The organism is Synechococcus sp. CBW1004 (assembly GCF_015840715.1).
Taxonomy (GTDB): domain Bacteria; phylum Cyanobacteriota; class Cyanobacteriia; order PCC-6307; family Cyanobiaceae; genus Cyanobium.
In genome coordinates this window covers 2,833,388-2,852,252 of the sequence record NZ_CP060397.1, presented here as the reverse complement: position 1 = coordinate 2,852,252, position 18,865 = coordinate 2,833,388, and the positions used below count along the sequence as shown (strand labels likewise).

15 protein-coding genes are annotated in these 18,865 nt (G+C 67.0%); 6 read left to right on the top strand and 9 right to left on the bottom strand.

Annotated features, from left to right (window positions below):
• The first annotated feature begins 20 nt into the window (after positions 1-20).
• The gene (locus H8F25_RS13520) at positions 21-1,331 is read left to right on the top strand and encodes an O-antigen ligase (protein WP_197210860.1); all 1,311 of its coding nucleotides are present in this window, start codon (positions 21-23) and stop codon (positions 1,329-1,331) included.
• Here the strand turns inward: H8F25_RS13520 and H8F25_RS13515 are convergent.
• On the bottom strand, positions 1,318-1,830 hold the full coding sequence (locus H8F25_RS13515; RefSeq protein WP_197210859.1) for a hypothetical protein: 513 nt from the start codon (positions 1,828-1,830) through the stop codon (positions 1,318-1,320). The genes H8F25_RS13520 and H8F25_RS13515 overlap by 14 nt on opposite strands.
• A 22-nt stretch (positions 1,831-1,852) precedes the next feature.
• Entirely contained in the window at positions 1,853-2,683 is an 831-nt protein-coding gene (gene kdsA, locus H8F25_RS13510; RefSeq protein WP_370525750.1) for a 3-deoxy-8-phosphooctulonate synthase, read from the bottom strand.
• Between the two features lie 47 nt (positions 2,684-2,730).
• Between kdsA and H8F25_RS13505 the strand changes: the two genes are divergently transcribed.
• Positions 2,731-3,441: a glycosyltransferase gene (locus tag H8F25_RS13505; protein WP_197210857.1), complete on the top strand. Its 711-nt coding sequence runs from the start codon at positions 2,731-2,733 to the stop codon at positions 3,439-3,441.
• 220 nt (positions 3,442-3,661) lie between these two features.
• On the opposite strand, the gene H8F25_RS13500 is transcribed toward H8F25_RS13505, so the two are convergent.
• Both H8F25_RS13500 and H8F25_RS13495 read right to left on the bottom strand, forming a co-directional pair.
• The gene (locus H8F25_RS13500) at positions 3,662-4,231 is read right to left on the bottom strand and encodes an HAD family hydrolase (protein WP_197210856.1); all 570 of its coding nucleotides are present in this window, start codon (positions 4,229-4,231) and stop codon (positions 3,662-3,664) included.
• A gap of 75 nt (positions 4,232-4,306) precedes the next feature.
• The gene (locus H8F25_RS13495) at positions 4,307-6,475 is read right to left on the bottom strand and encodes an acyltransferase family protein (protein WP_197210855.1); all 2,169 of its coding nucleotides are present in this window, start codon (positions 6,473-6,475) and stop codon (positions 4,307-4,309) included.
• Between the two features lie 394 nt (positions 6,476-6,869).
• On the opposite strand from H8F25_RS13495, the gene H8F25_RS13490 reads away from it, so the two are divergent.
• From H8F25_RS13490 to H8F25_RS13475, 4 genes are all read left to right on the top strand, one after another.
• A complete protein-coding gene (locus H8F25_RS13490; RefSeq protein ID WP_197210854.1) occupies positions 6,870-8,786 on the top strand; it encodes a hypothetical protein in 1,917 nt (638 codons plus the stop codon).
• Positions 8,783-10,261, top strand: coding sequence for a glycosyltransferase family 2 protein (locus tag H8F25_RS13485; RefSeq protein ID WP_197210853.1), 1,479 nt, complete (start codon positions 8,783-8,785; stop codon positions 10,259-10,261). Before H8F25_RS13490 ends, H8F25_RS13485 begins: the two co-directional genes overlap by 4 nt.
• Positions 10,262-10,274: 13 nt before the next feature.
• A complete protein-coding gene (locus H8F25_RS13480) occupies positions 10,275-11,462 on the top strand; it encodes a hypothetical protein (protein ID WP_197210852.1) in 1,188 nt (395 codons plus the stop codon).
• Between the two features lie 77 nt (positions 11,463-11,539).
• A complete protein-coding gene (locus tag H8F25_RS13475; protein ID WP_231596849.1) occupies positions 11,540-12,781 on the top strand; it encodes a hypothetical protein in 1,242 nt (413 codons plus the stop codon).
• On the opposite strand, the gene H8F25_RS13470 is transcribed toward H8F25_RS13475, so the two are convergent.
• From H8F25_RS13470 to H8F25_RS13450, 5 genes are all read right to left on the bottom strand, one after another.
• Entirely contained in the window at positions 12,723-14,504 is a 1,782-nt protein-coding gene (locus H8F25_RS13470; protein WP_231596848.1) for an ABC transporter ATP-binding protein, read from the bottom strand. The genes H8F25_RS13475 and H8F25_RS13470 overlap by 59 nt on opposite strands.
• Before the next feature lie 166 nt (positions 14,505-14,670).
• A complete protein-coding gene (locus H8F25_RS13465; protein ID WP_197210849.1) occupies positions 14,671-15,717 on the bottom strand; it encodes a glycosyltransferase family 2 protein in 1,047 nt (348 codons plus the stop codon).
• Positions 15,718-16,815: a hypothetical protein gene (locus H8F25_RS13460; RefSeq protein WP_197210848.1), complete on the bottom strand. Its 1,098-nt coding sequence runs from the start codon at positions 16,813-16,815 to the stop codon at positions 15,718-15,720.
• A gap of 80 nt (positions 16,816-16,895) precedes the next feature.
• Complete coding sequence (locus H8F25_RS13455) at positions 16,896-18,008, bottom strand: glycosyltransferase (RefSeq protein ID WP_197210847.1); 1,113 nt, start codon at positions 18,006-18,008, stop codon at positions 16,896-16,898.
• Positions 18,009-18,093: 85 nt separating this feature from the next.
• Positions 18,094-18,807 (bottom strand): heme oxygenase (biliverdin-producing), encoded by a 714-nt coding sequence (locus H8F25_RS13450; protein WP_197210846.1) that lies wholly within the window; start codon positions 18,805-18,807, stop codon positions 18,094-18,096.
• Positions 18,808-18,865: the final 58 nt, after the last annotated feature.

The window sequence follows — 18,865 nt, the reverse complement described above, 5'->3', positions numbered from 1 at the left end:
ACACGGCTGAGGACGCATCGATGACAGCCGGGAGCGACCCGGCCAACCGCAGACCGCGGCCAGGACGGATCGATGGAGCGGCGCTGCTGGAAGGGATGCAATCCCTGGCCCTCGGCGTGGCCGTCGTTGCCCTGTTCGCCAGCGGCGATCTCCAGGCCAGCAATGGGCTCGTGGCCGTCTGGCTGGTGCTCGGCCTGCTGAGGCAGGCCGCCGCGCGGCCCTGGTCGTTCGCGTTGCTGGGGCTGGTGGTGCTCAACCTCCGCTGGATCGTGCTCGACGAGGGGCCCTTGCCGGTCTCGCCGATCGACCACCTGCTGATGCTCACGGCCTTTGCCTGCGGCTTCGCGCGACCGTCGGCCTGGTGGTTGCGGCAGGCGTCGGTTCTGGCCCTGGCAACCCTGATCGGCGTCCTGCTGCAGCTGGACGTCGTGGTGGATTTCGCACGCCTCGGCGTCGAATATCACACCGCCGCCCTGACCAAGAATCAGACGGCGCTGCTGGCTGGTCTGGCCAGTCTGTGCAGCCTGATCGCTGCCCTGGCCCATCGCCCTCCCTGGTCACGGTTGCTCCATGGCCTGGCCCTTGTCGCAACGCTGCTGCTGCTGCGAGCCGCTGATTCCCGGGCGGGCATGGGCATGGCGGGTCTGGCCGTCCTGTTCGGGTCACTCCTGTCCTGGGGCCCAGCCCTGATCCACCGCTGGCGACAGCGGTTCGGTCGCTTGCGACGCCCTCTGCTGATCTTGGCGATCCTGATGGCGACACTGCTGACGGTGCTGTGGCTGATCCATCAGCAGACCGCCGAGGTCCCGGAGGATGGCATCGGACTCGCCGGGATCTACGGCGAGGAGAACCTCGAAAATGACGCGGCCCGACTGAAACTCTGGAGCTGCTACCTCGGCCTTCCCTTCACCGGAAACAACCGGTTCATCTGGGGCGTCGGCTATGAGCGGGCCTGGCGTGTCCTGTGCACCGCCCGTCAGGTGGGGCGTCCACTCAGCCATGCCCACAATCTCTTCCTGCAGGTTCTGGGAGAAAACGGTGTTGCCGGCTTTGTCTTCATGAGCGCCTGGATCGGCTGGACGCTCCGTCGCGTCCTGCACAACTGCCGCGAGCAGGCGCTGGCCAACCCACGCTTGCTGATCTTCTCGAGTGCAGCCCTCGTCACCTACCTGGTGGGATTCAATCTCTTCGAACTGGGCATGGTCAAGGTGCCTCTGTTCATGCTCTGCTTCGGGCTCTTCCTGGCCACCCCCTTTTCGCTCGAGCCGATCAGGCTGGGGCACGACACGCTCGCCGATCCTGCCGGGGTGGAACAGGTCAGTCGATCGTGAGCCTGACCGTCCCCTTCAGACGGTGCATTTCCGAGACATGCAGGCGCCTGACCAGCGCCTCACCGCCGATGCGCACGATGTAGATCCGTGCCTCAGCGGCAAGCGGGATCGCCACCCTGAAGCGACAGGCTGTGTACAGGGTCTCTCCTTCCGGATCGCGGCCCTTGATCTCAAAGGTGCCGTCCCCGAGGGTGCCATCACCCAGCACACGCCCGCTCTGATCCTGCACCTCGACCGGAGTCGCCGCCTGGAAGGCGGCGAAGCCAGCGCCGCCACGGCAATTCTGTCCCCGTTCAGCGAAACGGATCGAGGTGTAGCGCCCATCGCCCCTCTGCATCTGCTGGCGCGTCAGCGGATCCTTCGCCGCGACCGTGAGCTGGAGATCCAGCCGGCGCGGCCCAGGGGGCCCGCCACTGCATCCGAGCAGGCCGAGCAGCAGCAGCGGCAGCCCCTTCGGCGGAATCCTGCGCGGCAACAGCGACAACGGACTCAGGATCATGAATGACAACCGGCGGTGACAGTCAATAGACGCTGACGGCTTCCGGCTGCTGTTCCAAACAGCGGCGCAGTCCGATCAGCTGCTCGAGCAACGGCTGCACCCGGTGCAGCGGCACCATGTTCGGCCCATCGCTGAGCGCCTGATCGGGATCCGGATGGACCTCCATGAACAGGCCATCGACGCCCACCGCGACGGCGGCCCGCGCCAGAGGGGCGACGAACTGCCGCTGCCCGCCGCTGCTGGTGCCCCGGCCGCCCGGCTGCTGCACCGAATGGGTGGCGTCGAAGATGACCGGACAGCCCAGCTCGCGCAGCTGAGGCAGGCTGCGGTAGTCGACCACCAGCGTGTTGTAACCGAAGCTGCTGCCCCGCTCGGTGAGCCAGATCCGCTCAGCACCGGCCTGCTGCAGCTTCGTCACGACCTGTTGCATGTCCCAGGGTGCCAGGAACTGGCCCTTCTTGACATTGATCACCTTGTCGGTGCCCCGTACGGCCTCCGCTGCGGCCATCAGCAGGTCCGTCTGGCGGCAGAGGAAGGCCGGGATCTGGAGGATGTCCACCACCTCGGCCACCGTCGCCGCCTGGTGGCTTTCATGAATGTCCGTCAGCACCGGCACGTCAAGCTCCTGCCGGATCTCCGCCAGCACCGCCAGGCCCTCCTGCATTCCCGGGCCACGGAAGGAGCCGCCCGAACTGCGGTTGGCCTTGTCGAAGCTGGCCTTGAACACATAGCGGATACCCAGCGGCTCACAGATCGCCTTCAGCTCCCGCGCCACCGTCGTGGCCAGGTCGCGGCTCTCGATCACGCAGGGGCCGGCAATCAGGGTGAAGCTCATCGGGTCTGAAGACGGCATGGATCCAGCATGCCGGAGCGACCAACGCGGGCAAGGATAATGGCCCCATGACTCATCCCATCCCCGTCTTCATCGGCTACGACCCACGCGAACGGGCGGCCACCAATGTGCTGATCGACAGCCTCTACCAGCACAGCTCGAGGCCTCTGGCGATCACGCCGATCGTCACGCCCCAGCTCGAAGCCCAGGGCCTGTACCGGCGCGAGCGGGATCCCAGGCAGAGCACGGCCTTCTCCTTCACCCGCTTTCTCGTGCCCCATCTGATGGGCTATCGCGGCTGGGCCATCTTCATGGATTGCGACATGCTCTGCCGCGGCGATATCGCCAGACTCTGGGAACTGCGCGATGAGCGCTATGCGGTGATGTGCGTTCAGCACGAGCATATTCCCAACGAAACCACCAAATTTCTCGGCGAGGTGCAGAGCCCTTACCCCAAGAAGAACTGGAGCTCGCTGATGTTGATGAACACGGCCCGCTGCACCGCCCTGAGCGTCGACTACGTCAATCAGGCCAGCGGGCTGGAGCTGCATCGCTTTCACTGGCTGGCGGGAGACCACGAGATCGGCGCTCTGCCGGCCGACTGGAACCATCTCGTCGATGTGCAGCCCCCTCCGACAGCCTCGGCTGAGGACGGCGGTCCGACGCTGCTGCACTGGACCCTGGGCGGCCCCTGGTTCCGGGAGCAGCGCACCATGGGCGGAGCCCTTGCCGCCGAGTGGTTCGGAGCGCGTTGCGACTCCATGGCGCTCCACGACTGATCAGGAGCACCGCGAGCAGCCCAGAGGATGGTCAGCCCGATCCGGAACAGGCATCACTCGCAGGCCATGGCATGGACGCCGGCGACAGGTCCGCGATGGCCATCCTGCTGCGCACCCCCTGGGCCGTGCCGCCTGACGCGCAACGACAGGCACCGATCCGTTGACACGCTGGCCAGCCTGCACCACGCAAGGGTGTTCCACTCCGCCACACGGGGCCGTCTCAATCGTTGCGATCACGCCAGCCGCGGGCCCTGAGGTCCCGGCCGAAGGCTGTGGGACCCACCAGTCGCTCGGCCAGCTCGCGCACGGCGCCGCGGCCGCCTGGCCTCCGCAGCACCACATCCGCCTGACGGCGCAGCGGGCGGGCCGCGTCTGCGGTGGCCACCAGCAGACCCACCAGCGACCGAACCGCCAGATCGTTGTAGTCATCCCCCACGAAGGCGGTCTGCTCCACCGCGACACCAAGCTGCGTCTGCAGACCCGCCAGCGCCACGGGCTTGTCGCGCGCACCCACCAGGCAGTGGCGGATGCCGAGATGGGACGCCCGCACCTCCGTGGCGCCACCCCGCCCGCCGCTGAGGAATGCCACCTCGATGCCGGCCTGCTGCAGCAGCCGGATGCCGAGGCCATCCCGGACATCGAAACGTTTGATCAGCTCCCCCTCCGGTCCGTACCAGAGGCCCCCGTCGGTGAGCACGCCATCGACATCGAGGACGATCAGTCGCACCCCTGCGAGCGTCCGGCGATGGCGCCACCAGCGCCAGTGATGGGCCAGCGCAGAGGACAGCATCAGCAGGGCCGCGTGAGTGTCCGCCGTTCAACCAGCCGTTCAACCATGCGATCAGGAGCGTCTGGGGTCAGGTTGTCATGGTGGGGCCTGGCGAAGCGAAGCCTGTGGCACGCCCACCTCGCCCTGCGCGGATGGCATGGATGCCAGGAACCTCCGGAAGGCAGGAACGAGGCTGCGGGCCCCTGCACGGGAGAGGTGATCGGTGTCGCGCAGCAGACGGGTGACCTGGTAGTTGCGGCATCCCTTCGGGCAGAGCGCCGTCAAGGGGTCGAACATCCGGACCCCCGCCGGCAGATCCCCGGCCAGGCGCTGGTTGAGCTGCCGGGCCCAGGTCTGTTCCTCGGCCACCAGCCCGTCACAACGGCCGGCCGCCTGCAGGTTGAACCACTCCTGCCGGCACGTGAAGTAGTCGGGATTCCTGGGCGTCGCTCCCAGCACCACCACCCTCAGGCCACGGGCCCGGGCCAGGGAGGCGAAGCGAGCCAGCCCGCCGCGCCAGGTGGTCCATTTGGCGGCGGAATCGCTGATCGGCAGGCCATCAGCACCGCGGAACCGGTTGCGGGTGTCCCGGAGGCTATGGGCATCACCGAGGTGACTGAGCAGATAGTTGACGATCAGCACCGTGTCGCCGGGGCGTGCGCGGGACAGGACGCTGGCTTCAGTGGCCTGCAGGAACCGCGAACAGTTGGTGTCCAGATGTCCGTGAAGTGAATCCGGAAAGGGACAGCCGGGGCGGCTGAGGATGGAGATGCCGTAGCGCCCATCCGCCAGCAGCCCCGCCGCTACGGGTGAGAAGGCCATGGCGTGGCTGTCGCCCACGACATAGAGATGTGGGGCCCGGGACAAGGCGTCCCGGGGTGAAGCGGCCGGTTCGGCCGAGCAGCGGGCCACCAGACGCGCGAAGGAGACCTGATCCACCAGAACCGTGGCGTCGGTGGTCTGCGTGTTGCAGACATCGGGATCGATCGTGGTGCCGGGCACCGCCAGATTCGACCACTCCTCACTGCGATCGGTGCCGTGAAAACGCCCCAGGTAGAGCCGGTGGCGGAAGGGCACCTTCAGCCCCCAGATCGCCAGCGCCGCGAGCCCGGCGGCCACCAGACCGATCACGATCGTGCCCCCCTCGCTGCGGCCCCAGGCCCGGCGCCGCAGCGGCTGCTCCAGCCAGTGGAACGAGCCCATCGCCAGGGCTCCCATCAGCAGCACCTGCAGCGGCAGGGTTGCGACTGTGATGCCGATCGTCCAGCGGCTCAGCACCAGCACGGGCCAGTGCCAGAGGTAGAGCGAATAGGAGAGCAGGCCAAGGCCGACGGCCCAGGGATGGGAGAGCAGCCCCACCAGCCGCCGGTCCGCACCCGCCAGTCCCATCGCCATCACCGCGACGGTGAGGCCGACAACGGCAAGGGTGGCTGGAACCTCCAGGCGGAGCGGCAGGAACAGCGCCGCCAGGAGCAGACCCAGCGGCAGGAGCGACGGCAGTCGCTGCCAGGCTCCCCGCAGGCGGCCGGACCGATGCAGCAGAAACAGCAGGCTGCCGGCACCCAGCTCCCAGAAACGACTGGGCATCAGGAAATAGGCCTGCGCCAGATGGTGGCGGGCCAGGAGCACGAAAGCGGCCAGGGAGAGGGCTGAGGCGACACTCAGCACCCCCAGAAGGCGCCTGCGGCCCGCGGCGCTGCCACGCGCAACAGCACCAAACCAGAACAACAGCGGGAACACGAAATAGAACTGCTCCTCCACGCCCAGCGACCAGGTGTGCAGAAAGGCATTCAGGTCGCTGCTGCGGGCGAAGTAATCCACCGATTCCTGCAGCAGAAACAGATTCGAGAAGCCGAACAGGGCTGAAAGCCCCGTCTGCAGCGACGCCGTCGGTCGGGTGTCGAACAGGCAGACCAGCACGCTGGTCACCACGACGCAGGCCAGCAGGGCCGGCAGGATGCGGCGGATGCGACGGCTGTAGAACCCGAGCAGGAAGCGGCCCAGACTCACCTGCGGGGGCTGGGAGGCCAGCGAACCGCTGATCACGAAACCGGAGATGACGAAGAAGATGTCGACGCCCAGGTATCCGCTGGGGAGGGCCTCGCGGTCCATGTGATTCGCGATGACCGCCAGCACGGCCAGGGCCCGGAGACCATCAATCTCCGGCCGGTAGACCGCCGCCCGCGACGCATGCCCCGGCGGGGTGGCCGGCGTCGGAGCAGCCACTCCGCCGGCGGGCGGCCCATCCGGCTCTGGAAGCTCCATGTCCCTGCCGGGCACGGCGGCCCCACCAATGGCCAGGAGCCAGGGAGCGCGATCCCGACCGAACCTCACGGAGCCATGCGGCAGTGCTGTCGATTGCTGCTGGCCATGATCAATCCGGTTCCCTGTGCGATGCGCTGCGAGCGGACAGGCAGTGACCCATCGAGCCGCAAATCCTAAGGGTCGCGTTCTGGGACTGACGCCACCGCACCCTGCCCTGGCGTCCCAGGGGGCCCTGGGCAGGGGAGAGTTATGAATGGGGGCCGCAGGCCGTCATGGCGGATCGCCACCCGGTGGCCATCCGCCTGGCTTGCGCCAGCACCGGCCCCTCTGCCACGACGTTCCTCGCCCCGATGGCCGCTCCGGTTCCCGTCCGCTCCCCGCGTCCTCCCATCTGATGAGCCGCGATGCCCTCGTGCTCTTCGACCCGGAGGCGGCCGACTGGTGGATCGCCGAGCGGGAGGCCGTCGGGCTGCGCCAACCCGGCATGTCGGCACAGGAGACGCTGTTCTGCGGCTCGCTCAAAGCCTGGGCCCGTCTTGAACAGGCTGGCGCGAGCGAGGGGGTGCACTGGCTGGGAGGACGGGGCTCCAAGGCCTGGTCAGCCACCGATGCGCGGCTCGCGGACTGGAAACAGCAGCTCGATGCCCTCACTCCCATTGCCGTCGACACGCCGCTCCAGGAGCCGATCCGGGAACTGCTGAGCGGCGATCTGATCACCCCGGCCCTGCTCAGCCTGGCGCTTCTGCCCGTGTGGGCCGAGGAGCTGCAGCCCTTCCAGCGCATCCTGCTGCCGGTGGGAGAACGGTTTCGCCCCCCGCGCTTCTCGAGGCTGGGGGACCTGCCGGCCCTGGTGCTGGCGGCCGTGCTGGGCGGACGCGGTCAGGATGTGAGCCTGGTGGCCGCTCTGCCTCGCCACACCGGTCCGGCCGACCCCGCGCCGGAGGAGAACAGTGGCGCCTCGCCGGACGGAGCGGTGTGCCTGGCGATCGGCAAGCTGCGCCATCCCGAGTGGCCGCTCGTGCAGCTCGAGGCCGCGGGATTGCCGGTCCTGCTGTTCGAACCCGGGCCGGCGCCCGCCCTGCCGGACCTGTTCCATGACAGTTGCCGCTGGCGCGCGCATGCCCGGTTGCCGGCCTCTCTGCCGGCGGCTCCGGTGCCGCCGGCCTGTCCGGCGGAGGCGGAGCGGGCCTCGGCCTCGGCCTGGCTCGAGGCGCTGGGTCGCTGGCCGCTGCTCGAGCTGGATGCCGAGGCCGTCGGCAGAGAGCGCCAGAGGCTCGATCAGCGGCTGGCCCGCCAGCTGGAACGCAGCCGCCCCGTCCTGGCACTGGTGCCCGATGAGAACGACCTGGCGCTGGAGCGCTTCACGCAGCGGATGCGCCACAACCGGCAGGCCTGCGCGGTGTTGCACCACAGCGCCGAAGTGCAGCCGGGCGGCCTGCCACTCCGCTGGCAGCGCCATCTGCGGCCGCAGGACGCGCGCCTGGTGCCGCTGCGGGGCCAGCGCCGGGCGGACGGCGATCCTGCCGATCCGAGCACGGGCGCCGTGCTGTGTCTCGATCCGGTGCGCGCCCACCTCCTCGATGCCCTCGACCTGCAGGCGCCGCTGCCCTGGCCCCAGGCGATGGCGGTGGGCTGGGTCCACTACCCGCTGCAGCAACAGGCCCTGATTCCGCTGGCCGATCCACAGGAGTACTGGCAGGCCGTCGGCAGCCTGCACCGGGAGCTGACCGACCTGGGGATTCCGCTGCTGCTGGCCCGCAAGCCGCCGCTCGAACCGGCCGGCCTGAGCGACGCCCGGGCTCAGGGGCTCGAGCAGGATCTGCCCTGCCTTCCCTTCGCCACCCTCCTGAACCGCTGCCGAGTGCTGATCGCCCCGGGGCATCTGGGCACGGCCCACCTCGAAGCGATGGCCCGCGGTCGCGCCGTCATCCTCGTCAGCCCGCAACGGCTGAGGCGTCCCTCACCGCTGCTCGACGCTCCGGATCTGCCACTTCCCCGACTGACGCAAGACAGCGTCCTGACCTGGTGGACCCAGCAGGATGACGCCAGCCTCAGGCTGCTCGCGGCGGATCAGATGGAATGGTTGCGACGCCAGCTGCCCTGCACCGAGTCGCTGGCCGGCTGGCTGCAACGGCTGGGAATCGACCTGGAATCCCGCCCCCAGGCCTTCCTCGGCAGCAGCCTGCCAAGCCAGCGGCCCCTGCTGGAGCGGGCCGAGCGGGTCGGCCGGCTCGCCCGTCGCCTGGACGGCCTGCGGGCCAGCCCGCCGGGGAGGCTGCTGCGGGCTCTGCGGCGGGGAGGCCAGCCATGAGCCTCGCCACGACAACGGGTCGCTTCCGGCGCAAATCGCACAAGGCCCTGTTGATCGCCGGCCAGTTGCTGCAGGGCGATCCGTCCGGCCTGCTGCGGGTGGCGGCCGAACGCCTGATCCCGAAACTGGAACGGTGGCGCGACCGCCTCTGGGCCGACCATCTGCGCATGGGCCTGCTGCGCTGGCAACCGGGGATGTGGGCCTCCCCCGCAGAACGTGCCGCGGTGCTTCGGGACAGCCGGCTGTTGCTGCCACCCGGCTGGGATCCCCGGCCCGGCGAACGACAACGCCTCCAGCAGCGGCTGGCGGCACGGATGCGACGCAGCGGCGCCGCGATGGTGACCTGTGACGACTGGATCCGACGGGACGGCCGTTGGAGCTGGCGGCAGAAGCCACTGTGGGATGCGCTCTTCGACCGGCAGGTCGGGATCGCCGACGGGCCGGTGCTGGTGAGCGGGGTGCTGGCCCGCCAGCTGCCCCGCCGCGCAGACCACACCAGCCCGGCGGCGTGGCGCAGCTCTTTGCATCGGCTGGCTGAAACCTGCGGCGGCCACGCGCACGTGCCCCTGCCACTGGTGCAGGCCCCGGCGACGGAGCCGCTTGCCCTTGCTCCACCGGAGCCGATGACAGCGGCGGCGCCGCTGGTGAGCCTGCTGATTCCAACCGCAGGCTTCCGGCACCGCTCCGGAGCCGGGACGGAGATGCTGGTGCTCAACTGCCTCCGCAGCCTGGTGGAACACAGCCGCCACCGCAATCTCGAGGTGGTGATGATCGACGGCGGCGAACTCGAGGACGAGGCGATCGCGTCGCTGGAGGGACTGGTGGTGAGAGGTTTCGGCCCTGGACGCTGGCGCCTGCTGCGACAGAGGAGTGCCTACAGCTACACCGATCGGATCAATCGGGCGGCGGCAGCGGCCAGCGGCGACTTCCTGCTGCAGCTCAACGACGACACCGAACTGCTCGACGGCGATGGGGTGTCGGCTCTGCTCCGTGCCCTGCAGGAGCCCTCAGTGGGGATCGCCGGTGCCCTGCTGCTCTACCCCGACGGACGGGTGCAGCATGCGGGCACGGCGATCGACAACCTGGCGCCGAGGCATGCCTGGGCCGGCTGCAGACCGGAGCAGCTCCCCTGGGGCACCCTGCAGGGACTGCGCCGGTTTCACGCCGTGACCGCCGCCGTCTGCCTGTGCCGTCGCTCCCTGTGGGAGCGTCTGGGGGGCCTGTCGGAGCGTTTTCCGATCAACTACGGCGATGTGGATTTCTGCCTTCGAGCCGCTGAGCTTGGCGAGCACACGGTGCTCGTGCCCGGCAGCCGCTGGATCCACCATGAATCCGCCAGTCGCCGGGTGGAAACGCCCCCCGAACTGGCTGATTTCGCCGATGTCTGGGGAGAGCGGCTGGGAGGCCCGTACTGCGTCGACACCTACTGCTCACCGTGGCGCCGACTTCTGGCCGCAGCGGCTCCGGAGCGCTGAGGGGAGAGAGCCGATGAACGCTTCCATGCGGAACGGCTGGCGCGAGCTCAGTGCAAGGCTGGCGATCGGTCTGATCCTGCTCAACGCCATCACCGTGCTGCTGGGGATGGTGGCCGCTGAAAGCCTGGGCATGGCTCCCCTGATCGGAGGGGTGCTGCTGCTGCTGATCAGCAGGCTGGGCGAGCAGCCGCTGGTGACGGGATGGCTGGTGCTGCTGCTGCTCACCCTGCGGATGACCCTGGGGGAGGGGGATCGCTACCTGCCGCAGGAGATCACCCTGAGCGATGCCTTGTTGGTGCTGGTCGCGGCTGCCGCCGGCTTCCGGGCCGGAGTGCGCTTCTGGGATCGGTTTCAGACCTTGTTCGCCACCCTGATCCCGCTGACGGGCGTGATCGCCTGGGTGCTGAACGCGCTGAACGGCAACAGCGGTCCGCTGGCAGCCGGCAGCCTCACGGCCGCGCAGAGCGCGATGCTCTTCGGCCTCAGCCTGTCGCTGGCACTGCCCCGGGTGATCGCGATCTGCCGCAGGGACCATCCCGGCCTGCAGGGTCTGGGCTGGGGCCTGCTCAGTCTGATCAGTGCCGCCCTGTGCCTGGCCAGCGGCGGGCCCTGGGTGCTGACGCTCGCGGTGGTCGCCGTCCTGACGGTGCAGCTGATCCCCTGGTGCCAGGCCGCGGGCGCAGTCAGTGTGCGGCGCCTGCGCGCCGCCCTCCTGGCGGTTCTGACGCTCGGGGCCGCAACAGCGGGGACGCTGCTGGCCAGCCCCTCGGTGCTGAGCCCGCAGGCCACGGCAGGCATGGCCGAGCGGGTGTCGCTGCTGCGCTGCTTTCTGGCGGCACCCTTCAGTCTCTGGGAGCGCTTCGCCCTGGGGGTCGGCTTCACCAATTCCAGCGGCTGGCTCTGTCAGGAGATCGTGCCCGGAGCCCAGCAGATCCAGGCCAACAATCTCCTGGCCCAGATCGCAGCGGACAACGGCATGCTCGCCCTTGCCGGGATCGGTGCCCTGATCGTGGCGGCTGTGCTTCACGGCGGCCGGTTGATCTGTCGTCTGCCCAGTCCCGTGATCAGCGCGGGCCTGAGCGGCGCCCTGTTCAGCCTGCTGGACGTTCAGATCCATGGCGGCTGGGCCCAATCCAGCCTGCTGCAGGTGCTGCTGGGCCTGCAGCTGGGCTTCATCAGCCTCCGGCTCGAGGATCGATGACAGTCCGTCCACCCGGCTCAGAGGCACCGCGCGGCTGGATCGATGTCAGCGCAGCTGTGCTGATCGTCTGCAGCGGTGTGCTGTGTCTGCTCGACTCGGTGCTGCCGCACCAGTATGAGATGACTCCTCTGCTGATCGGCCTGGCCCTGCTGCTGCTCAATCACGCCGGACAGGAGCCGATGCGCTATCTGTATCTCACCCTGCTATTGCTGTCGACACGCATCTATCTGCAGGGGGATGAACGCTATCTATGGTCGGAAATCAGCCTGTTTGACTACATCCTGATCATCCTCGCCTTCGCCGCATCCCATCGTCTCCCTGTTGCCTTCTGGAAGCTGCTGTTCCCTGCTGCCGCCATCGCCCTGCCCCTGGGCGGCCTGATCTCGCATCAGCTCCGCAGCGGCGCCGCCGCCCTGGATCCTTTCAACGCAGGCACGCTATCGATCAACCAGACGGCCTTCCTCATGGGCGCCTGCCTGAGCCTGAGCCTCTGTTGTCTGTGGAAGGCGGCGACCAGCCGGCGGCCGATCCGGCTCCGACTCGCGCTCAGCGCCTTCTGGGCCCTGGCCAGCCTGGTGCCACTGGCCTTGGTGATCAGCACCGGGTCACGTTTCGGCGTTGGCCTGGGCCTGCTGTGTCCCGCCATCATCCTGGCTGTGGCCGATCGAGATCGGCTGGCGGGTGGAGGGCGATGGCTGCAGGCCGCACTGAAGCCGATTGCCTCTCCACTGGGGCGGAGCCTTGCAGCGCCATGGAGCCGCCTCATCCTGAAACTGACCGGCCTGGGCCTGCTCGCCGGCGGAGCGGCAGCGCTGGCATTGCGAATCTATGCCAATCCGCAGAATCAAGTGAGCGATATGCACAGGCTGCATCTGCTTCGTTGTTATTTTTCCATCCCATTCAGCGGCCATAATCGCCTGGTCCATGGCATGGGCTTCACGCGGGCCAGTCAGACCCTCTGCCAGAACATCGGGCTGATCAAGGGGTCAAGCCACGCCCACAACATTTTCGCCCAGGTCGCCGCGGACAATGGACTGTTCGCCATGCTGGCCATCCTTGCGGTGGCCGCCTGGGCCATGAAACGCAGCTTCTTGATGGCCAGTCGCAACAAGCAGGAAGTGACGCTCTGCGCAGCCAGCCTGAATCTTTTCATTCTGACTTCATTGCTGATCGAAGGCGGCTGGGGCAAGGTCAGCTGGATTCAGGCACTGATGGGCCTGGCCATCGGCTCGCTGACGATGATCAAATCTCCCGGAAAAGCTATTGGGTTGCCGATTCAAGCAACGCCAGATCGCGAAACGATGTGGATCGATTCTTGAGTTCCTCGTAGGTTCCCGAGGCCTTCACGCATCCATTGCCAAATTCATAGATGCGGTCACAACGCACAATGGTGCTCAACCGATGGGCAATGATGACGGTGGTACAGCGGCGGCCGACAGTTTCAATCGCATCAATCACGAATGATTCGGTACGGTTATCCAAGGCGCTGGTGGCCTCATCGAGCAACAGAAACTTCGCCTCTCTGTAGAAAGCCCTCGCCAGAGCGAGACGCTGACGCTGACCTCCGGAAAGCTTCATGCCGTTCTCGCCGATCGGAGTGAGCAGCCCATAGGGCATTTCAGCCACAAGATCAGCCAACTGAGCCGATTGCAGCGCATCCCAGAGTCGGTCATCATCGATGTCCTCATCTTCGACGCCGAAAGCAACGTTGGCCCGGATGCTGTCATCCAGGAGCTGGATGTGCTGGGGCACCTGGGCACAGCAGGCCTGCCAGGATGGCCTCGAATACGCATCGAGCCCAATTCCATCGAGCTCCAGAGCGCCACGCTGAGGATCCAGCAACCCAAGCAGCAGATGGGCGACCGTGCTCTTGCCGCTGCCCGTGGCTCCGACAAGGGCAACCCGGGCACCGACCGGAATGTTGAGATTGACGCCTTTCAGCACCCATTCTTCAGAGCGTGGATAGCGATACCACGCATCTTTGAGACTGATGGCATGGCGCGGATAGACAGATTCGGTGCGCAGGACTCCTGGTGAATTCAGGGTCAGCCTTGGCTCCGGGAGCTCAAGGAGCTCAACGGTCTTGGCGATCTTCGGCAGGCTGCCACGCAGCAAGGTGATCGAGGAGAACAGCTCCTGCAACGGTGGCGTCAGCTTCTGGGCCGCAATGGCGAGGCCCGCCAGCATCGGGATGATCCGGCGGATGGCACCCTCATCGCCACTATTGAGATAGGGGATGGCACCAAACACAAAGATCAGCGTGATTCCCAAGGGCTCGATCAGCTGCCTGGGGATGATTGGAATCATGGCCGATATCCAATAATAACGCTGGGCACGCTCGCCCGTCTTGACAAAGTGGCTTTGGAAATAGGGCTCCGAATTGGACAGCTGGATATCTCTGATCGATGCCAGCGACTCCATCAAAGAGTGGGTCGAGCGCTCGTCCTCTCGCACCATCTGCTTGGACGCATGCCGCAGATAGGGGGTCAGGAACATGGAGAGGCCGAGATAGGAGACGACCAACATGAGAATCAGAACCACCGAAAGCCAGCGGCCCACAAAAACAATGCCGATCGACAGCAACAGCACGGAAACGATGCTGCTGGTCATCCGCAGGATGGGATTGATCACACCGTTGGATACAGCTTTGACGTTTCCGATGATCAGAGATGTGAGCCCAGCGGTGCTGCGGAGCAGATGATAGGAATAGCGCTGATAGAGAACGTTATGATGAATCTGGTCGGACAGGTCACGCCAGATTAGCGCGGTCAGTCTTTGCTGTGAATACTGAAGAGCCAGTCGCAACCCCGAAGCCGTCCAGGAAAGCAGGATGAAAATCGAGATCAACCAGAAGCTCTGATCAACCAGATTGCCGCCAAAAATACGAACCCCCGGCAACACATCCAGAAGCTCCACGCCGATCAGAGCCCCCGTGAGCCTGGCGACAACAGCAATGGTGACAAGATCGATGACCCCCGGCAGAACGGAAAGCGGAGTCAATACAAGTAACGCCCGGTATCGGCGAGACGGCAGAAAGCTCATCAGCCGTACCAGGTGATCCAGGGTTTGGCTTCTTTTCCGGAAAAATCTCAACATCGCCATAGGCTGTCAGGGTGTCCCTGGGTGGGCGTTGTCCAGAGGGACATCCTGGGAAGATTCCGACAAGCTATTGCGTCGCGAAGGCTGCTTGTGCCTCGGTGGTCCAGCATCACGATCGCCCCCGACGCCCCGCCGAGCGCTTCAGCCTCTCCAGTGCGCGCTGCAGCCGCAGGCCCAGGCGCAGAAGAGGAAGGAGCAGGAGCAGGCGCAGACGCGCCTGAAGCTGCAGGACGCGCTCCCAGCTGCGGATCCGTTCAAGATCGTGTTGCGGGATCTGCTGATCCAGAAAGCGCTCCGGCAGACCCAGCAGGATGGAGAGGTAGACCCGGTGCCCCAGGGCCCCAGCCTGCTGCATCAGGGCTGGCTCCGCCTGTGGCTCCGAGCCGGGCAGAGCCCGCCAGCGCTCCGGCCCGACCGACTCGTAACGGGTGTGGGCCTGCTCACAGGACCAGGGCCAACGCTCCGCCAGCAGGCGGTTGATCGCCTTGCTCTCCTCCATGCGTGCGATCGCCTCCAGGGCCGCCAGGTGATCGGGACGAGCGGCAGGGGTCCGCCCACCGGTCGCTCCCAGCCTGAGACGCCTGAGACCTCGCTGGGCGGCCACCCGCTCCGCATCGCCATGCTCCAGGGTCTGCAGGCGCTCCACGGGCAGAGCGGCACCGTTGAGGTCGCGATCGAGGCGTCCATAGAGATCCTTGTCATCGTGCCCATAACCCTGCAGGCCCTCGTGAAAGCCCCCGACGGCCAGAAAGTCCTGACGTCGGATCAACACGATGCCGTTCAGACCTCCCCCCGTGGCGGAGCGCTGGTAGCTGCCCGCCTCCAACCGGGGCCACCACGAGGAGGAGGGATCGTCGATCCAGCAATCGGCATCCAGCTTGAGAATCAGCGGTTCCCGGGCCAGGCGGAACGCCAGGTTGTAGGCCCTGGTGAGATGCCAGAGGCGCTCCCCCTCGACGCGCACCAGGCGGATGCGGGAGTCGTCCGGCAGCGACTGTCGCGAAATCGGGGGATCGCTGCTCCAGTCGAGAATCAGATGTTCCCGGTGCACCGACCATTCACTGAGCCTGGGCGCGGTGTCGAGCAGGTGAGCCAGACGATTCATCACGACGGTGACGATGCTGAGCCCCTCACGGGCAGGGTCGGAAGCCCCCATTCAGGCCTCCCCCTGCAGAATCCCGGCCAGTCGCGGGGCTGAACAGTGGATGTCGAAACCGAAATAGGGTTCCAGCACCGCCCGGGCCTGAACAGGGTCCAGCGACTGGAGTGGGGGGCCGTGACGCTGCAGTCCCATCGCCGCCATCAGACGTGCACGCTCCTCCCATTCGCTCTGATAGCGGTGCTGCCAGAGAGCGGAGGCCGCTGAAACGTCCTGCTCGATCTCCAGCGGGGCAAACAGAACGGGGCGGTTGACCGCCAGTGCATAACCCACATGGGTGCCCAGCGAACAGGCCACGACAGCATCACTGAGCTCCAGCAACGTGCGCTGACAGTCGAGGAACCAGGGATTGGAATAATGACCATTGCAGGCCAGGATCCAGTCCGCCGGTAGCCCGGACGGAGGTTCATCCTTCCAGAAGCACTGCCAGATGACGCTGTCATAGGCATCATCACGCCGGTGGGCTTCAATCCTCGCGATCAGATCCTGGGCCTCCCAGCGACGATCGACATGCACCACCGTATGGGCAGGAATCACCAGCAGGGTGCGGCCCAGTTCACGGCGGAGCTGCTGCTGACGTTGCTCCAGCAACAGCGAACGGGCGTACTGGATATACGGACCGACAGCGACACCACCCACCTCAAAACGGGTTCTCAGGCGCTCGGCCCGGTGTGGCCCCATGCAGAGGTAGGAGCGCACCCAGGGGAGCGGATCCTCATAGGCGGAGACATCGCTGAAATTGACACCGTGCTCCAGCATGAAGGGCAAGGAACGGCCCACCAGAGGCAGTCCGGCAGCGCGCTTCAGCACGACATCGTGACCGTAGTGATGCACGGCGTTATCCCGTTCACGGCGCGCGGGTGATTCCGTGGGCTGCAACCGCCCCATCGGGACCCATTCCTCCTCCAGCACCACATCGGTACACACGAACGGCCGGAAGGGCCTGGCATGGAATGCCTGATGCACGAGGCCGCCATAGGCGGCCAGGGCTGTGAGTTCACGGCGCTGCTCCCTCGACAGCCAGCGGCCCACCGGAATCAGCGAAGCGCGAAGCACATGACCGACGCGGGCCTTCAGCGCAAGGGGAGCAGCCATGCCGACAGGATCGCAGCCGTCAAGACTCTCACGGGAAAGTCACCACCCGACCGACGGCGGGCCGCACGGGCTTCAGGGGTTCAGAGCCTCGGGCGGCCCGTCAGGCGTGCCTCAAGCGTCGTGCCGAGCCGCTCGCGCATCCGCCCCAACAGGCGCTCCAGCCGCAGCCGCAGCGTCGAGGAACTGCGCAGGGGCACCGCCCCGGACGTGAGCAGGCGCTGCCAGTGGGCCTCGACCAGCGCCAGAGCCAGGCGCCAGCGCTCCAGCAGGGCCGCTTCACTGCAGCCTTCCAGCTGCCGCTGCAGACGTTCCGGCGCCGGCCGCCAGCGCCCCGGATCGGCCACGGCTGCACTGATCCGCTCGAGGTCGGCCGCCAGGCTGCCGCAGCCGATCTGATGGCCCAGCAGGCCCGGGTCGAGGGTGTCGGCCAGGGCATGGTTGAAGCTGCTGAACAGCACGCAGCCACAGGCGAGGGCCTCCAGGGGCGGCAGGCCGAATCCCTCGCTCACGCCCTGGGAGCGCCAGTAGTCGGCCGAGTCGTAGAGCACCACCGTGGCGCTGTTGAACAGCCCGACCAGGTCCTCCACCCAGCCGCTCTGCACCTCCACCCGCAGACCCCGCCGACGCAGGGCCGGCACCAGCTGCTCCAGCACATAACGGCTGCTCTTGCGCCGCTGCACGAGCACGTCGATCGGCCGCCGCTCACCCTGCGGCGGGGGCGGCAGATCCCGGGCACCCCGCTCGATCCAGATCGGATCCAGCGCATTCGGCACCAGGGCGAGGGGGTTGCGGGGAGCCCGATCACCCCAGTAGCCGAGCGTGTTGCGGCTCACCGCCAGCACCGGCACCCCCGGCGGCAGAGAGAAGCCGTAGCCGCTGCTGTGGGCGTGATAGGCCACCGGGCGGCCGCGCAGCTGCCGCAGCAGGGCGGGCACATCGAAGCCCCAGCTGACGATCCAGAGCGGCTGCCCGGCTGCTGCCGCCGAACCGGGCGCCGCCGGCGGCTCCGCCTTAAGCAGATCCGCCAGGAAGGGATGGTCGCTCTGGCGCTGCCGGTAGGTGACCACCTCAACGGGAGCCAGTCGGCTCACCAGTCGGGCCGTCTGCAGCTCAACCAGCAGGCCCCCGCAGCGAAACTTCGCCGTGGTGCCTGGCACCAGAAACCGCACCAGACGGGACGACGGGGCACTCATCTCAGCGGCGACCGCAGGCTGCGGCGACTCTGCCTGAGGGGGCCGACTTCTGGCCGGGGGCTTGCGACCCTGGCGATGCCGGCGATCAGGCGGCGACGGTCTCGGTGCTGCCGGTCCGCTGGCGGCGGGTGAGGAAGCCGAACAGCACCTTGCCGATGGCCGCGATCAGGTTGCCCTCCAGCTCCTGGAACATCTTCATGTTGCAGTGGAAGGCCTGATTGGCTTCTTCGACAATGCGATCGGCCATCGCCTGATCGATCGGCAGATTGTCGAGGACGGCGCGGTAGTTGGTCTTGAAACCCTTCTCGTCGGGGATGCTGTCGAATTCGTAGAAGCGCAGGCCGTCGTGCTCGCCGAGATGCATCGCCTTCTGGGCGATGTTCTTGAGGATCTGACCGCCCGAGAGATCTCCGATGTAGCGGGTGTAGTGGTGGCCCACCAGCAGCTCGGGTGATTCCTGGGCCACCCGGCGGATGCGAGCCACATACTCCTGGGCTCCCGGGGTGGCCTGGATCTGCTGGCGCCAGCCGGATCCGAAATAGAAGGCGAGATCCTGCTCCAGGCTCTCGCGTCGGTTGAGTTCAGGGAAGCCGATCGGCCCGACCACCGGGTGATCCGCCAGGCGTCCGATCTCCTCCTCCATGGCGCTGTAGACGAACCACAGATCCGCCACCAGGGTGCGATAGCTGGCCTTGTCGACCACCCCCTTGAGGAAGCAGCTCACGAAGCCGGTGTTCTCGGCCATGGTGTGGGCTTTCTTGGTTCCCTCACGCAGCTGGGAAGCCAGGGCGACAGGCATCGGTCCTCGGACGACACGGGCAAGGGAGCCACCGTAGGGGTGCCGTTGCGGCAACAGC

Bases quoted from the DNA above. Each gene is read 5' to 3' on its own strand.
- H8F25_RS13495 (WP_197210855.1), bottom strand. From the start codon at position 6,475: ATGGAGCTTCCAGAGCCGGATGGGCCGCCCGCCGGCGGAGTGGCTGCT.
- H8F25_RS13480 (WP_197210852.1), top strand. From the start codon at position 10,275: ATGAACGCTTCCATGCGGAACGGCTGGCGCGAGCTCAGTGCAAGGCTG.
- H8F25_RS13470 (WP_231596848.1), bottom strand. From the start codon at position 14,504: ATGAGCTTTCTGCCGTCTCGCCGATACCGGGCGTTACTTGTATTGACT.
- H8F25_RS13500 (WP_197210856.1), bottom strand. From the start codon at position 4,231: ATGCTGTCCTCTGCGCTGGCCCATCACTGGCGCTGGTGGCGCCATCGC.
- H8F25_RS13460 (WP_197210848.1), bottom strand. From the start codon at position 16,815: ATGGCTGCTCCCCTTGCGCTGAAGGCCCGCGTCGGTCATGTGCTTCGC.
- H8F25_RS13490 (WP_197210854.1), top strand. From the start codon at position 6,870: ATGAGCCGCGATGCCCTCGTGCTCTTCGACCCGGAGGCGGCCGACTGG.
- kdsA (WP_370525750.1), bottom strand. From the start codon at position 2,683: ATGCCGTCTTCAGACCCGATGAGCTTCACCCTGATTGCCGGCCCCTGC.
- H8F25_RS13465 (WP_197210849.1), bottom strand. From the start codon at position 15,717: ATGGGGGCTTCCGACCCTGCCCGTGAGGGGCTCAGCATCGTCACCGTC.
- H8F25_RS13485 (WP_197210853.1), top strand. From the start codon at position 8,783: ATGAGCCTCGCCACGACAACGGGTCGCTTCCGGCGCAAATCGCACAAG.
- H8F25_RS13450 (WP_197210846.1), bottom strand. From the start codon at position 18,807: ATGCCTGTCGCCCTGGCTTCCCAGCTGCGTGAGGGAACCAAGAAAGCC.
- H8F25_RS13505 (WP_197210857.1), top strand. From the start codon at position 2,731: ATGACTCATCCCATCCCCGTCTTCATCGGCTACGACCCACGCGAACGG.
- H8F25_RS13515 (WP_197210859.1), bottom strand. From the start codon at position 1,830: ATGATCCTGAGTCCGTTGTCGCTGTTGCCGCGCAGGATTCCGCCGAAG.
- H8F25_RS13455 (WP_197210847.1), bottom strand. From the start codon at position 18,008: ATGAGTGCCCCGTCGTCCCGTCTGGTGCGGTTTCTGGTGCCAGGCACC.
- H8F25_RS13520 (WP_197210860.1), top strand. From the start codon at position 21: ATGACAGCCGGGAGCGACCCGGCCAACCGCAGACCGCGGCCAGGACGG.